General features: G+C 68.0%; 12 protein-coding genes, 1 tRNA gene and 1 other annotated feature. Of the genes, 6 read left to right on the top strand and 7 right to left on the bottom strand.

Translation table 11 applies throughout. The annotated features are described in order from the left end of the window. Window positions 1–20: 20 nt before the first annotated feature. Both RM25_RS09115 and RM25_RS09110 read left to right on the top strand, forming a co-directional pair. Window positions 21–926 carry a metallophosphoesterase gene (locus tag RM25_RS09115; RefSeq protein ID WP_165363489.1) on the top strand — a complete coding sequence of 302 codons (906 nt, stop codon included), beginning with the start codon at window positions 21–23 and terminating at the stop codon, window positions 924–926. A gap of 150 nt (window positions 927–1,076) precedes the next feature. Then, window positions 1,077–1,150 (top strand) — tRNA-Pro (locus RM25_RS09110). Window positions 1,151–1,267: 117 nt separating this feature from the next. Here the strand turns inward: RM25_RS09110 and RM25_RS09105 are convergent. The 6 genes from RM25_RS09105 to RM25_RS09075 form a co-directional block, all read right to left on the bottom strand. Next, the gene (locus tag RM25_RS09105; protein ID WP_044636350.1) at window positions 1,268–2,803 is read right to left on the bottom strand and encodes a glycosyltransferase family 2 protein; all 1,536 of its coding nucleotides are present in this window, start codon (window positions 2,801–2,803) and stop codon (window positions 1,268–1,270) included. Beyond that, entirely contained in the window at window positions 2,800–2,979 is a 180-nt protein-coding gene (locus RM25_RS09100; protein ID WP_013161779.1) for a hypothetical protein, read from the bottom strand. Before RM25_RS09100 ends, RM25_RS09105 begins: the two co-directional genes overlap by 4 nt. Window positions 2,980–3,028: 49 nt before the next feature. Beyond that, a protein-coding gene (locus tag RM25_RS09095; RefSeq protein WP_230579935.1) for an IS3-like element ISPfr12 family transposase occupies window positions 3,029–4,293 on the bottom strand; the annotation gives its coding sequence in 2 pieces (ribosomal slippage) (window positions 3,029–3,990 and window positions 3,990–4,293; 1,266 coding nt in all). Continuing rightward, window positions 3,860–3,994 (bottom strand) — a sequence feature (AL1L pseudoknot). (Overlaps the previous gene by 135 nt.) Window positions 4,294–4,718: 425 nt before the next feature. After that, window positions 4,719–6,239, bottom strand: coding sequence for a multicopper oxidase family protein (locus tag RM25_RS09085; protein WP_036942129.1), 1,521 nt, complete (start codon window positions 6,237–6,239; stop codon window positions 4,719–4,721). Window positions 6,240–6,445: 206 nt separating this feature from the next. Beyond that, entirely contained in the window at window positions 6,446–7,081 is a 636-nt protein-coding gene (locus RM25_RS09080; protein WP_080516135.1) for a methylated-DNA--[protein]-cysteine S-methyltransferase, read from the bottom strand. Then, window positions 7,078–7,632 (bottom strand): methylated-DNA--[protein]-cysteine S-methyltransferase, encoded by a 555-nt coding sequence (locus RM25_RS09075; protein WP_036942127.1) that lies wholly within the window; start codon window positions 7,630–7,632, stop codon window positions 7,078–7,080. The genes RM25_RS09080 and RM25_RS09075 overlap by 4 nt, the downstream gene beginning before the upstream one ends. Before the next feature lie 277 nt (window positions 7,633–7,909). On the opposite strand from RM25_RS09075, the gene RM25_RS09070 reads away from it, so the two are divergent. Beyond that, on the top strand, window positions 7,910–8,590 hold the full coding sequence (locus RM25_RS09070) for a queuosine precursor transporter (RefSeq protein WP_080516134.1): 681 nt from the start codon (window positions 7,910–7,912) through the stop codon (window positions 8,588–8,590). Window positions 8,591–8,713: 123 nt separating this feature from the next. Here RM25_RS09070 and RM25_RS09065 read toward each other — a convergent pair whose 3' ends face one another. After that, window positions 8,714–9,727 (bottom strand): nucleoside hydrolase, encoded by a 1,014-nt coding sequence (locus RM25_RS09065; protein WP_013161776.1) that lies wholly within the window; start codon window positions 9,725–9,727, stop codon window positions 8,714–8,716. A gap of 418 nt (window positions 9,728–10,145) precedes the next feature. Between RM25_RS09065 and RM25_RS09060 the strand changes: the two genes are divergently transcribed. The 3 genes from RM25_RS09060 to RM25_RS09050 all read left to right on the top strand — a co-directional run bounded on the left by RM25_RS09060 (window position 10,146) and on the right by RM25_RS09050 (window position 13,532). Beyond that, window positions 10,146–11,642 (top strand): aldehyde dehydrogenase family protein, encoded by a 1,497-nt coding sequence (locus tag RM25_RS09060; RefSeq protein WP_013161775.1) that lies wholly within the window; start codon window positions 10,146–10,148, stop codon window positions 11,640–11,642. A 212-nt stretch (window positions 11,643–11,854) separates the two neighbouring features. Further along, window positions 11,855–12,052 (top strand): hypothetical protein, encoded by a 198-nt coding sequence (locus RM25_RS09055; RefSeq protein ID WP_129931260.1) that lies wholly within the window; start codon window positions 11,855–11,857, stop codon window positions 12,050–12,052. A 184-nt stretch (window positions 12,053–12,236) separates the two neighbouring features. Next, a complete protein-coding gene (locus RM25_RS09050; RefSeq protein ID WP_036942123.1) occupies window positions 12,237–13,532 on the top strand; it encodes an adenylosuccinate synthase in 1,296 nt (431 codons plus the stop codon). Window positions 13,533–13,810 lie beyond the last annotated feature (278 nt).

The following is a 13,810-nucleotide window of genomic DNA, read 5'->3' as shown; positions in this document are numbered from 1 at the left end:
CATCGGCGCTGAAGTCCCTGATGGGTGCCGGGCTCGGGTTCGGGGCCTCGATGCTGGCAGGCGGCCTGGTGGAGGCACATGCCTTCCTCATCCGCCGCCATCGGATCCCGATCCTGGCGCCGGGCAGCGCGCCGATCCGCGTGCTGCACATCTCCGACCTGCACCTGCTGGCGCGCCAGGACGATGCCCTGCGCTTCCTGGCCGGCCTCGCGGCCCTGGAGCCCGATCTCGTGGTGAGCACCGGTGACCATGTGTCCGAAGCCAGCGCCATCGCCCCCATGATGGCCGCGCTCGGCCCGCTGCTGCGCCTGCCCGGGGTGTTCGTCTTCGGCTCGAATGACTTCGTCAAGCCGCACTTCCGCAATCCATTGGGCTATCTGTGGCGCGGTGCCACCGGCCGGCACCAACGCCACCACGCCGACGATCCCGCCCTGGCCCTGCCGACCGGCGAGTTGCGCGACCAGCTGGCCTCGCACGGCTGGACCTACCTCGACGACGTCGACACCACCCTGTCAGTTGCCGGTCGCCGCGTGCAGCTGCGTGGGACCGGGGACGCCCATGTGGGGCGTGACCACTACGACGCGGTGGCCGGGCCCCTGGACACCGGGGCCGACGTCTCGCTGGGCGTCACGCACGCCCCCTATCAGCGCGTGCTCAATGCGATGGTCGACGACGGCTTCCCGCTGATCCTGGCCGGGCACACGCACGGTGGCCAGGTGTGCCTGCCGACCGGCCAGCCGATCGTCACCAACTGCGACATCGATCCGGGCCATGCCAAGGGGCTGAGCCGCTGGGAACATGACGGGGCGGCCGCCTGGATGTACGTGTCGGCCGGCATGGGCACCTCGCCCTATGCGCCCTACCGGCTGTTCTGCCGCCCGGAGGCGGCCCTGCTCACCCTGGTGGCCAGCGACACCCGGGAATGACGCGCGTCGGCAGGCCCTGCGTGGGGCAGCTGCGGGCGACACGGGGAACCCGGGTCAGCGCGGGCAATTGGTGGCGCGGGGGGCCTTTGGGTTAGACTGATCGACGGCTTTGCAGCTGTGCTCCGACATGTCGGGCATGACTGTCAGCTTCGGGGTGTGGCGCAGCTTGGTAGCGCGCTTCGTTCGGGACGAAGAGGTCGCAGGTTCAAATCCTGTCACCCCGACAGATGGTGAAGGCCCGGTGGATATCCACCGGGCCTTCACTGTTCTGTGGGGAGCCTCGTGGCCTTCAGGCCACTGGCAACCCCGTGGCCTTCAGGCCACTGGTGACGCTGCGGCGCTCAGGCCGCCTGCAACACCTTGCCCCGCTGGCGCTCATGGAGCTCGGCGCGCGTCGGTTGGTGTCGCACCATCAGATAGGGCGCCACCATCGCCGGCAGCACGAGCAGGAACACCGGGAACACCGAGCGGGTGAACACCAGCGAGATCACCGCCAGCACGCCGGCGAAGATGAGCTCACTGCGGGTGGAACGCAACGCCTCGCGGAACGAGATCGCCGTGGAGTCCTTCGGCGTCACCAGGAACACCGAGTTGCCGAACATCGACTTCAGCGACGACCGCAGGCTGGTGAAGTACATCGACCCGTAGAGCATCATCGAGCCGCCCGAGTAGCTCAGCAGCTTCGTGTGGGCCATCCTCGCCCAGTGGAAGACCACGTCGTTGACCATGGGGGCCACCAGGAACGCCACCGTGGGGATCAGCATCCACAGCGGGAACTGGAAGGAGGCATGCATCATCGGCAGCACGACGACGTTGATCACCACGAACACCGAGAACACCGCGGTCAGCGGCAGGGCATAGGTGAACAGCACGATGTCGAGCTTCTCGTACCAGTGCAGCTGGCGTGAGGTCATGATCGGACGGGTGTTCTTGCGGATGAACTCCATGTTCCCCTGCGTCCACTTGCTGTGGCGCTTGCGGAACGCCAGGTAGTCCACCGGGAACTCCTCCTGGCAGGTCACGTCGGGTGCGAACACGGTGGTGTACCCGTGCTCGCGCACGGCCAGCGAGAAGCACAGGTCCTCGGCCACCATCAGCGGGAAGCCCCCGGCGGCGTCGAAGGCCTGCTTGCTCACCATGGCGCCATGGCCGAGCAGCGACAGGAACCCGTAGCGGTTCTTCACCGACTGGTAGACCGGCCAGTGCGAGTCCACCCCCAGCGAGAACTTCTGTTGGAAGCGGGTGACGTTGCGCGTGGCCACGTGGGTGGCCTGCACGATGCCGATCGACTGGTCGGACGCGAAGTAGTCGAGCATGCGGCGGATGAACCGCGGCGGGATGATCTCGTCGCTGTCGAGGATCACGAAATAGTCGTAGTCGGCTCCCGTAAGGTAGTTGTTGAGGTTTCCTGCCTTGAATCCGACATGGTTTTCACGGCGTACCACCTGCACATCATGGGTGGCCGCGAAGATATCTATCATTGTTAGGTATTCGGGCTTGTCGGAATCGTCGAGGATGACGGTGTGCACGTTTGTGTACCGCTGTTTCATGCTGGCGGCCAGCGAGTTCGCGTTGAAGTCATTGCGGGTGCAGTACACCATCACCACGCGCGGTGGGTGACGGTGCAGTTCGCGGCGTCGTACCGGGCGGATGCGTCCGCGCATCACTAGGTAGTACCAGGCGGTGTAGAGCACGTCCTTGATGCCGTTCAGCCAGAAGTATCCGATGAACAGCAGGGTGACCAGGGCGAGTACCCCGGCAACGGGCCGTTGCGTGATCTCACGGCTCAGGGAGCCGGCTGTGGTGAGCAGGGCCAGCCCGAAGAGGGCTGCCCAGACGAGCAGGATCACGCGGTAGAGAGCGGGAGACTTGGTCATGCCTGGTCGCCAGTGCCCTTGCGTGCGGCGCGGCGTCCCACCTGGATGCCGATGAACACCGCGATGGCGAGCAGGAGAGCCACGCCCACCGCGATGCCGATCCAGGTTCCGGTGCTCAACGCCACCGTTGAGATTGCCCCCGTGGCAACCGTGGGATTCGTTCCGTTTTCGTACATTGCTACCTCCGAAATGGGTGAAGCGCCCTGGGTCTGATGGAGACTCGCGCTATTTGATTCCGATCAGCAGATTGCTGTCGTTGGGGACAGCATAGAACGCGTTCTCGAACTCGGCGGGTGGGACGTCTCCGAGGTATCCGTGGAGGCGCTGCGTGTTGTGCCAGTGCACCCAGCCGAGCGTCGCGAGCTCGAGATCCTCGACCGTCTTCCACGGTCCCGAGCGGGTGGGCCCGCGAACCAACTCGGCCTTGTAGTAGCCGTTCACCGTCTCGGCCAGGGCGTTGTCATACGAATCGCCGACGGTCCCGATCGAGGGTGTCGCACCGATCTCTGCGAGGCGTTCGCCGTAGCGAATCGATGTGAATTGACAGCCCGCGTCGCTGTGACACCGCAGATCCTCATGGTGGGCGCCTCGGGACCAGCGCGCCATCTCGATCGCGTCGAGGACCATCTCGGTGCGCATATGTGACGCGACCCGCCACCCCACGATCATCCGGGAGAACGCGTCGATGATGAAGCAGACGTAGGCGACGCCAGCCCAGGTGGGCACGAATGTCAGATCGGTCACCCAGAGCCGGTTCGGTGCCGTCGCGGTGAACTCCCGCTTGACCAGGTCCGGGTGCCGCGACGACGCCGGGTCCGGCCGCGTGGTCTTCACCCGCTTCGACCGCCTCGCACCTTCGATCCCTGCGACGCGCATCAGCCTCGCAGTCTGGTCGCGGCCGATCATGATGCCCCCACGCCGGGCAGCCTTCCAGAGCTTGCGGACCCCGTAGACGCGGTAGTTGGCCTCCCAGATCTCGACCAGCTGCGGGATCAGTTCCTCGTCACGCAGCGCACGGGCAGAGGGCGCACGGGTCTTGGCGGCGTAGTAGCTGCTCGGAGCCACCTGCAACAGTCTGCAGATGAGCTCGACTCCGAGCCGGCGACCGTCCACGACGTCGTCCTTGTTCGCGTCGATGAACGCGACTACTTCCGGTAGTGGCGGTCGAGCTCCGCCCCGAAGAAAGACGCCGCCCGTTTCAGCACCTCGTTGGCCCGGCGCAGCTCCCGATTCTCTTGCTCGAGCTCTTTCACCCGCTGCTCCTCCGCCGAGCTCACACCGGGGACGACACCGTCGTCGACGTCGGCCTGCTTGACCCACATCCGCACGGACTCGACCCCGTAACCGAGCTGCGTCGCGACCCGCTGCACCGTCCCCTGCGTGACGCCCAGCTCCGCGCGCAGCGTCCTCACCATCCGCACCGCGGCGGCCTTCTCCTCGACCGAGTAGCGACGCGTCGTCGGCTTCCCATTCGCCAGTTCCTTCGGCATAACCCCATCCTCGTTTCCAAGGTCAGGAGTCTCCAACAAACTCAGGGCGCTTCAGGGGACCGGGCCTGTCGCAGGGCTGGAGGAGGGGGCGGAGATAAATCCCCCCACCCATGAGCAGAACCGGGTTCTGATAGAGCGCTGCGACGGGGCGTCACCGTGTTGGGACGCGCCTTCGGGGTGGTGGCAGTGTGATGCGGTGCCGACGGGGAGTCCCCATCAGCACAAACGGACTATCTTCACTTGTGGACCCGATGTTAGGTCACTGATCGGGCAAGGTAACAAAATTTCACAAATGGCTTAGAAAACCGGGTACCTGAATGATCGTGATCGACATTTGTCGGTGATCCCGGTGTCATTGGTGGCTCCGGCGCCGGGAAAATGCACGTGTGCACCATACGAGGGTGCACATCGGGCGCGGGGCCACCTCAGCGGTAATTCAGCGCAATCATCATGCCGGCCTCGGCATGGTAGATGTTGTGGCAGTGCATGGCCCAGGCGCCGGGATTGCTGGCCTGCAGTTGCAGGCTCGTCGACGTCATCGGCGGCACCACGACGGTGTCCTTGCGCACGCCATTGGGCAGCGCGAAGGTGTGGCCGTGCAGGTGCAGGGGATGGCTCATCATCGACGAGTTCGTCACGTCGAGCTGCACCCGCTGGCCCTCGCTGACCCCGATGGGCGTGTTCTTGCCGAAGACATCACCATTGATCGTCCACACATAGGGACTCATCGTGCCGGCCAGCTTCACGTCGGCATGGGCGTCCACGTCGTGCGCGGGCAGGCGTGCCGCGTCGGTGGGGGTCAGCTCGCCGGCCCGGGTGGCGTCGGCGTCCAGCTCGGTGGGGTGCACATCTGCGGACGGGGCGTCGCCGGCGCCGGTGCGCACCAGCGCCAGGGCCTGGCCCTGCTTGCCGAAGGGTTGGGCCACCAGCGGGAACACGCCGTCGGCCAGTGTCACGAGCACGTCGTAGCGCTCGCCCATGCCGATGTACAGCGCCCTGGTGTCGTGGGGCTGCACGGGATAGCCATCCGTGTGGGTGATGCTCATCGTGTGGCCACCCAGCGCCACCTTGAACAGGGTGTCGGAGGCGGCATTGATCAGCCGGATGCGCACCCGCTGGCCGGGCTTGGCGCTGAAGGTGCGCGGTGCGGCGGGGATTGCCCCGTTGATCAGGTAGTGCGGGTAGGCGACGTCGCCCACCGAGCCGAAGGGCGAGTCGCCCATCATGGAGCCGCTGGAACCGTTCATGCCGCCCATGCCGGAACCGTGCATGCCGCCCATGCCGCCCATGCCGCCCATGCCCTGGCTCGACGACGACGAGGAGTCGTCGCCACCGCTGGACTTCAGGTCGGCGAAGACCTGGTCGGGGGTGCGGCCGGTGCCGTCCACCCAGTCGTCCAGGGTGACCACCCATTCCTGGTCGTAGCCACCGGGCTCGGCGGGGTCATCGATGATGAGCGGCGCGTACAGGCCGCGGTCGAGCTGCACGCCCTGGTGGGAGTGGAAGAAATAGGTGCCCGGATCGGGGGCCACGAACTCGTACAGGAACTTGGTGCCCTGGGTGACGGCGTCCTGGGTGAGGCCCGGCACGCCGTCGGCGGCGTTGCGGATCTGGATGCCATGCCAGTGGATCGTGGTGGGGGCCGGCAACTGGTTGTCCAGGGTGATGCGCAGCAGGTCGCCGGCGCTGGCGCGCAGTTCGGGGCCGGGCAGGGTGTTGCCGTAGCCCCAGGTGTTGACATTGACCCCACCCAGGTCGGCGGTGAAGGCCGAGGCGGTGATGGTCCTGGTGACCACGTGCTGGCCGGGGCTCGGGGTGAGTGCGCTGGGGGTGGCGAAGGCCTGCGAGACCGAGTTGGACGGGCTGTTCGCCGAGCAGGCGGCCAGCAACCAGCTGCCCGCCACTGCCATGGATCCCGCCAGCACGCTGCGTCGAGTTGCCTTCATCGTCATTCCTCCCCGGACGGCCCCGCGCACCCGGCGGGGGGCTTGGCGCCCGCACCACCCATGATGGCGCCGGGCCATTGAGGCGGGGTCGCGATCACATCGCGATTGTATGAAGGTCGGCGTCGTGTCCCGGGTGTACGCGGGGGCAGCATGCGTGGGGGCTGGGGGCTGGGGGCTGGGCTCGTGGGGACCGGGAGCCCTGGAGGCTAGAACAGGCGCGTCCCGAGGGCGGACTGCTCCAGGCTGAGCAGGGCCTGCTTGCGTTCGACGCCGCCGGCATAGCCGGTGAGGCGGCCATCGGCCCCCAGCACGCGGTGGCAGGGCACCACGATGCTCACCGGATTGTGTCCCACGGCCTGGCCGACGCCCTGGGCCAGGTGTCGGTTGCCCAATTGCTCGGCCAACTGCCCATAGCTGGTGGTGGTGCCGAACCCGACCCGGCGCAACAGGGCCCAGACCCGCTGCTCGAAGTCGGTGCCCCGGGCGGCCACGGGAAGGTCGAACTCGCGGCGTGTGCCGGCGAAGTATTCGCCGAGCTGGTCGGCGGCCGCCTGCAGGAAGGGGTCGGTGCCGGCGTCACATTCGGTGCCCAGCTGGTCGGACGTCGGCTGGTGGCGCTGCCCGGTGAAATAGGCGCCACACAGGGCCTGGCCACCCGCGACGCCATCGCTGACCAGGATCATCTCGCCCAGTGGGGTGGCCACCCGGGTGAACCGGCGGGACGCGGCAACGCCCGCCCGGTGGGATGCGCCTGCTGCGGTGGATGCCCCGGGCTGGTCGTGTGCACCGAGCTGGTCGGGCGCGCCGGGTGCGGGGGAGACACTGGGGGATGAGGCGGTCATGGTGCCATTCTCGTCGCATCCGCCGAGCCCTGCGAGTCAAGGGCATGTGATTCAAGTTCAAGGAGTGCCCGGCGCCGTTCAATGCCCCGGGCGCTTCCCGACAGGCTCCCATCGCTGCGCACCACGCGGTGGCAGGGCACGATCACGCTGATCGGGCTGCGTGCGATGGCGGTGGCCACCCCGCGGGCGAGTCCCCGGTTGCCCAGCTGCTCGGCGATCTCGCCATAGCTGGCCGTGGTGCCGTAGGGCACCCGGGCGACCATCGTCCACACATGGCGCTCGAAGTCGCTGCCCGCCGGCGACAGCGGCACGGTGAACCCGCGGCGCTCCCCGGCGAAGTACTCGTCCAACTGCGTGGCCACCGAGGCCAGCAGCGGGTCGGAGCCGGGCGTGACCTGCTCGCCCAGTTGGCCAACTCCCAGTTCCTCCCCCGGGTCGACGCCGAACAGTGCGCTCAGGCCCTGCGTGCCGCCGGACGAGCGCGCCACGGCCACGAGCTGGCCGAAGCTGGTCCCGAGGCGGCAGTGGCGCAGATCGGGGGGTGTGATCATGTGTCCATTCTTCCCGGGTGCACCAGCGCCGGACGCGGCGGGGCGTCGCACGTGGTCCCAGAGGCGGCGGGGCGCCGCACGTCTGCCCGGACGCACCAGCGCAGCATGCGTCCCGGCGCCGCAGGGACGTGCCGACCCCCCGTTGGCCTGCCCTGTGCACGACCTCCGGGCATGGTCGGCGACGGCCCCCGCGCCGCCTAAACTTGGGGCCGTGAGTCCTTCCAGCGATCCCGCAGCGCCAGCAGGTCCCGCAGGGCGGCGTCCCGCCTACGCCCAGATGGGATCGTCGATCTTCCCCTTCATGCTGGCCATCATGTGCGTGGTGATCGTGCTGTCGGGCATCGGCGCATCGAAGGGCGTGCAGTTCGGCCCCATCATCACCGACGGCGCCTTCTTCATCTTCCCGTTCAGCTACATCCTGGGCGACGCCATCACCGAGATCTACGGCCCGGTGGCCGCGCGGCGGGCCATCATCATGGGCTTCATCGTCAATGCGGTGAGCGCCGGCATCTACTGGATCATCATCGTGCTGCCCGGGCTGGGAGACGACTACTCCAATGCCAAGCAATCGGCCCTCGAGCTGGCGCTGGGTCCGGTCTGGCAGGTGGTGCTGGCCGGCATGGTCGGCTTCGCCGGAGGGCAGAGCGTCAACTCCCTCATCATGTGGATCGGCAAGAAGCGCCACCAGGAGAAGGGCCTGTATGCCCGCCTGGCCAGCTCGACCGGGCTGGGTGAGCTGATCGACACCATCCTGTTCTGCACCATCGCCGCGCCGGTGATCGGCCTCACCACGCTGGGCCAGTGGGCGAACTACACGGTGGTCGGATTCGTGTACAAGGTGGCCCTGCAGTACCTGCTGATGCCCGTGACCGCCCGGGTGATCCGGGTGATCAAGGCCCACGAACCCACCTATCAGCAGGCGCTTGCCGCCCGCGCCGACGAGCGCCCGCACGCGTAGCCACGCGTCGGACTCGGGGGCACTTGCCTGACCCCTGGGCACCCGTTCGGGCGCCATGGGCGGCGCGGCAACCCGGCGACCCGGCGGCGCGGCAACGCGGCGATCCCGCGCTGCCCACCCGCCTCAGATCAGTCGCGCCACCGACGCCTTGAAGGCCTCCACGCTCGCGCGGGCGTCCACGGCGGTGACCACGCGGGCATTGGCCGGGCGGTGCAGCAACTGCCGGAAGTCGGCGACCGTGGTGCCCCGCGTCAGGGCGGATTCCTTCTCGACGCCCACCCACTGCGGGCTCATCGTCGGATCCACCTCACCCAGGGCGATCTGGGCGGCCAGCAGGTCGTGCACCTGCGCCAGGTACCCGTAGCCGTGGTCGGCATGGAACTCGAAGTAGAAGCGCAGCGCATCGGTCACCAGGTTCACCAGGGGCACGCCGGTGTCCGCCGGGCCGACGTCGCGTGCCGACCGGGCAGTCAGGTGTGGGGGCCGTGCGCCGGCCCCGATGGCCAGCTCGTCGAGGTCGGCGGGGGTCAGCTCCACCGTCTCGGTGACGTTCAGTCCGGCGACGATGGGGAGCCGGTCGGCCTCGAGCCCCGAGAAGGCGGCATAGACCTCGGCGGCCGCATGCGGGTCGCACCATGCGTTCCACTCGGCACTCGGGGTGGTGTTGCCCGGGTAGTTGAAGGCTCCGCCCATGATCACCACCCGACGGGCAAGCCGGGGTAGTTCCGGCTCGGCGCGCAGTGCGATGGCCAGGTTGGTCAGCGGCCCGGTGACCAGCAGGGTGGTCTGGCCTGGGTGTTCGCGCAACTCCGGCAGCCACAGCTCCTCGATGCCGTGCTCGCTGAACGGGCCCGTGATGGCCTCGGGGGCGGTCGAATATCCCAGGCCGAACTCACCGTGGGTCTCCGGGGTGGTGGCCACCGGCACCTCCAGCGGCTTCGAGCTGCCGACCAGCACCGGCACGTCATCGCGTCCCACCAGCGACAGCACCGCCGCCGAGTTCCGCGCCGCCAGGTGCGAGGTGGTGTTGCCCGTGGTGGTGGTCACCCCCACGAGCTCGGCGTCGACATGGGCGGCCACCGCCACCAGCGCCAAGGCGTCATCGATCCCCGTGTCCACATCGGCGATGATCCGCATCCGTTGCCTCCCGTGCTCACTGTGCGCGCCCCGTGGCCGGCGGTCCGGCGATCAGCCACCGGTCACCGCTTGGGCGGGCGCGCTACCGTTTCTCCAAACTCTATGGGACGCGTCGTACGCGCACCGTCTCACCCGCGCCCGCATTCCGGCGGGCATGGGCCGGGGCTCCCCGGGGCCCTGGTCAGGGACGATGGCCGGGCGCATCCACGTGCCGCCGCAGCGATGCGGCCGATTCACGGGGGCCGGCCATTGCGGGCCCGCGCCGAATCTGATGATCGCCCGCGCGATCCCCGGGCCCGGGTCCACCGGGTTCGGACCCCACGACGATGCCGTCAACCCGCCGGCCCCACGGTCGCCATCCCCGCCCGGATGGACCACCGGCAAGGGGCCGTCGGGACTCCAACGAGGGAGAACACCCATGGCAAGCAACTACCAGCTACCCGACACCTATGGCATGTACATCGGTGGCGAGTGGCGCCAGGCGTCGGACGGCGCCACCATCAATGCCTTCAACCCGGCCAACGGCAGCGCGCTGGCCACCATCCCCGACGCCACGCAGCGTGACGTGGATGACGCGGTACGCGCCGCCCGTGCGGCGTTCCTGGGCTGGGCCGAGACCCCGGTGCAGGCGCGCTCCCGGGCGATGCTCGACATCGCCGACCTCATCCAGGACAACCTGGACTTCCTGGCCACCGTGGAATCGATGGACAACGGCAAGCCCATCCGCGAGACGAGCAACGCCGACATCCCGCTGTCGGTTGACCACTTCCGCTATTTCGCCGGCGTGATGCGTGCCGACGAGGGCGCGGCCACCATGATCGACCAGAACACGCTGAACATCATCCTGCGCGAACCGCTGGGCGTCATCGGCCAGATCGTGCCGTGGAACTTCCCGTTCCTGATGGCCGCCTGGAAGCTCGCCCCCGCACTGGTGTCGGGCAACACGGTGGTGTTCAAGCCCTCCAGCGCCACCTCGCTGTCGGTGCTGGAACTGGCCCGCCTGGTTGACGAGGCCGGCATCCTGCCGACCGGCGTGTTCAATGTGATCACCGGTTCGGGTGGCAAGTCCGGCGAATACCTGCAGCACGCCGATGTCGACAAGCTCGCCTTCACCGGATCCACCGAGGTGGGACGCCGGATCGCGCTCGCCGCCGCCGAGAAGATCATCCCGGCCACCCTCGAACTCGGCGGCAAGTCCGCCTCGGTGTTCTTCGACGACGCCGACCCCGATGTGGCGCTGAACGGCGTCGAGATGGGCATCCTGTTCAACCAGGGCCAGGTCTGCTCGGCGGGTTCGCGCATCTTCGTGCAGCAATCGGTGATGGACGACTTCATGGCCAGGCTCACGAACTCGTTCGAGAACGTGAAGATCGGCGATCCGCTCGACCCGAGCACCCAGATGGGTGCCCAGATCGACGAGCGCCAGCTCGACAAGATCCTGGAATACGTCGACCTCGGCAAGCAGGAGGGAGCCAGCCTGGCGGTCGGTGGCCAGCGCGTCACCACCGGAGACCTGGGCAAGGGCGTGTTCATGGAGCCGACGCTGCTGGTGGGCGACAACGACATGCGCGTGGCTCGCGAGGAGATCTTCGGACCCGTCGGCGTGGTGATCCCCTTCAAGGACGAGGACGACGTGGTGCGCATGGCCAATGACTCGATCTACGGCCTGGGCGGTGGCGTGTTCTCGAAGAGCCTCGAGCGGGCCATCCGCGTGGCCACCCGGGTGCGCACCGGGCGCATCTGGGTGAACCAGTACAACGCGTTCCCGGCCGGCGCCCCCTTCGGTGGCTACAAGAATTCCGGTATCGGGCGCGAGACGCACAAGATGATCCTGGATGCCTACCAGCAGACGAAGAACATCCTGGTGAACCTGTCGGGCCAGCCGGTCGGCCTGCCCTACAACCTGGGCGACTGATCCCGGCCGCGGTGCCACCACCGGCCCCGCCATGACGCGGACCGGCCATCGTCACCCGACGGTGGCCGGTCCGCTGCGTGCGGCGGCCTTGTCGCCGGCGGCGCCACTCCCATAGCTTGGGCCACACAGATCAGGACCGGGGCATCACGACCGGGGCATCGCGCCCCGGATCATCACGACCGGATCATCACGACATGGGGGAGAGCTGGTTCATGGGACCCGTCAGGAACATGGCAGGCGTGCAGTGGGTGGTCGTGGTGGTGCTGCTCGCGGTGGGCGTCTACCAGCTGGTCGAGGCCCTGGGCACCGGGGTGGGCGGCCCACGCCCGGTGTCGGCGATCATCGTGATCGTGCTGGCCGGGCTGGCCGCACTCTCCCTGCTGCGCAGGCAGCGGGCCCAACGGCGCTGAGCCGATCACGGGCCCCGATCCCCGGCCGCGATCCCGGGCCCCGTCGTCCGGGTGGATGTCCGGGAGGGCGACCATCGCCGTGCCCGGGGCAGGTGAACAGTTAGACTCAGGTCGTAAGAGCCCGCTTGCCATTCGCAACGGGCTTGTTCTCTGCCCCCGCGAACAGTCGGGGCAGCGACCCGAAATGAGGGGATTCATGCCAGGCATCGTCGTGGTCGGCGCCCAGTGGGGCGACGAGGGCAAGGGCAAGGCGACGGACCAGATCGGCGAGCAGGTTGACTACTGCGTGCGTTACTCCGGCGGCAACAACGCCGGACACACCGTGGTGGCCAATGGCGACAAGTTCGTGCTGCACCTGCTCCCATCCGGAATCCTCAACAAGAACTGCACCTGTGTCATCGGCAACGGCGTGGTGGTCGACCTCGACGTGCTCGCCGAGGAGCTCGACGAGCTGGCCAAGCGCAATGTGCACGTGGCACACCCGCTGCTGAGCGCCAATGCGCACATCATCACCTCCTACCACCGCACCCTCGACCGCGTGATCGAGCGGTTCGCCGGTTCGCGCAAGATCGGCACCACCGGGCGTGGCATCGGCCCGGCCTATTCCGACAAGGTGAACCGCATCGGCCTGCGCCTGCAGGACCTGCTCTCGCCCGACTCGCTGCGCGAGAAGGTGGTGGCCAGCCTCGACCAGAAGAACCAGCTGCTGGTCAAGATCTACAACCGTCGCCCCATCGAGCCCGACGAGGTCGTCGATGAGCTGCTCGCCCATGCCGAGGCGCTGCGTCCCTACATCATCGACACCGGCCGCAAGCTGAACGACGAGCTGGACGCCGGCAAGGTCGTGTTGTTCGAGGGCGCGCAGGCGCACCACCTCGACATCGACCACGGCACCTACCCCTATGTCACCAGCTCCAACCCCACCGTCGGCGGCGCATTGACCGGCACCGGCGTGGGACCCACGAAGATCGACCGGGTGATCGGCATCGCCAAGGCCTACACCACCCGTGTGGGCGAGGGGCCCTTCCCGACCGAGCTGTTCGACGCCGACGGCGACAAGCTGCGTGCCGACGGCGGCGAATTCGGTGCCACCACCGGGCGTCCGCGCCGCTGTGGCTGGTTTGACACCCTCGTGGTGGAGGAGGCCGCCAAGATCAACGGCTTCACCGACATCTTCCTCACCAAGCTCGACGTTCTCACCGGCTGGGAGAAGATCCCCGTGTGCACCGGCTACGAGGTGGACGGCGAACGCACCGACGTGTGGCCGATGACCGAGGTGGCGCTGGCCAAGGCCACGCCGGTCTACGAATACCTGCCCGGTTGGACCCAGGACATCTCCGATGTGCGCAGCTTCGACGAGCTGCCCGCCACCTGCAAGGACTATGTGCACTTCCTCGAGCAGCGGGTGCACTGCCGTATCAGTGGCATCGGCGTCGGCCCGAGCCGCGAGCAGACGATCATCATCAACGAACTGGTCTGAGTCGCCGGCGCCGGCAGGCCCGGCGCCTGCAAGCCCAACACCGCCAGGCCCAACACCAGACGGCCCACCGCAGGTGGGCCCAACGCCATCCGGATCTGCCCGGTGCACCCTCCCCGAGGGCGCACCGGGCAGATCTGTCATGTCGTGGACCGCCCGATTGTCCGCATTCCGGGACGGCACAGCACCCGATAACGCCAATTCCCGCGGCCCCGCCACACCCGGGGTCCACCATCTGACCCCCGGGTGGGCGTTATCGACCGTGCGCCGTGGGCGAACAC

Origin of the sequence: Propionibacterium freudenreichii subsp. freudenreichii (assembly GCF_000940845.1) — a bacterium.
Lineage (GTDB): Bacteria > Actinomycetota > Actinomycetes > Propionibacteriales > Propionibacteriaceae > Propionibacterium > Propionibacterium freudenreichii.
Note: the sequence above shows the minus strand (reverse complement) of the source record. Positions and strands in the feature narration are given on the sequence as shown.

Excerpts from the sequence above, each read along its gene's own strand:
- RM25_RS09115 (WP_165363489.1), top strand. The coding sequence starts at position 21 with ATGGGTGCCGGGCTCGGGTTCGGGGCCTCGATGCTGGCAGGCGGCCTG.
- RM25_RS09105 (WP_044636350.1), bottom strand. The coding sequence starts at position 2,803 with ATGACCAAGTCTCCCGCTCTCTACCGCGTGATCCTGCTCGTCTGGGCA.
- RM25_RS09100 (WP_013161779.1), bottom strand. The coding sequence starts at position 2,979 with ATGTACGAAAACGGAACGAATCCCACGGTTGCCACGGGGGCAATCTCA.
- RM25_RS09085 (WP_036942129.1), bottom strand. The coding sequence starts at position 6,239 with ATGAAGGCAACTCGACGCAGCGTGCTGGCGGGATCCATGGCAGTGGCG.
- RM25_RS09080 (WP_080516135.1), bottom strand. The coding sequence starts at position 7,081 with ATGACCGCCTCATCCCCCAGTGTCTCCCCCGCACCCGGCGCGCCCGAC.
- RM25_RS09075 (WP_036942127.1), bottom strand. The coding sequence starts at position 7,632 with ATGATCACACCCCCCGATCTGCGCCACTGCCGCCTCGGGACCAGCTTC.
- RM25_RS09070 (WP_080516134.1), top strand. The coding sequence starts at position 7,910 with ATGGGATCGTCGATCTTCCCCTTCATGCTGGCCATCATGTGCGTGGTG.
- RM25_RS09065 (WP_013161776.1), bottom strand. The coding sequence starts at position 9,727 with ATGCGGATCATCGCCGATGTGGACACGGGGATCGATGACGCCTTGGCG.
- RM25_RS09060 (WP_013161775.1), top strand. The coding sequence starts at position 10,146 with ATGGCAAGCAACTACCAGCTACCCGACACCTATGGCATGTACATCGGT.
- RM25_RS09055 (WP_129931260.1), top strand. The coding sequence starts at position 11,855 with ATGGGACCCGTCAGGAACATGGCAGGCGTGCAGTGGGTGGTCGTGGTG.
- RM25_RS09050 (WP_036942123.1), top strand. The coding sequence starts at position 12,237 with ATGAGGGGATTCATGCCAGGCATCGTCGTGGTCGGCGCCCAGTGGGGC.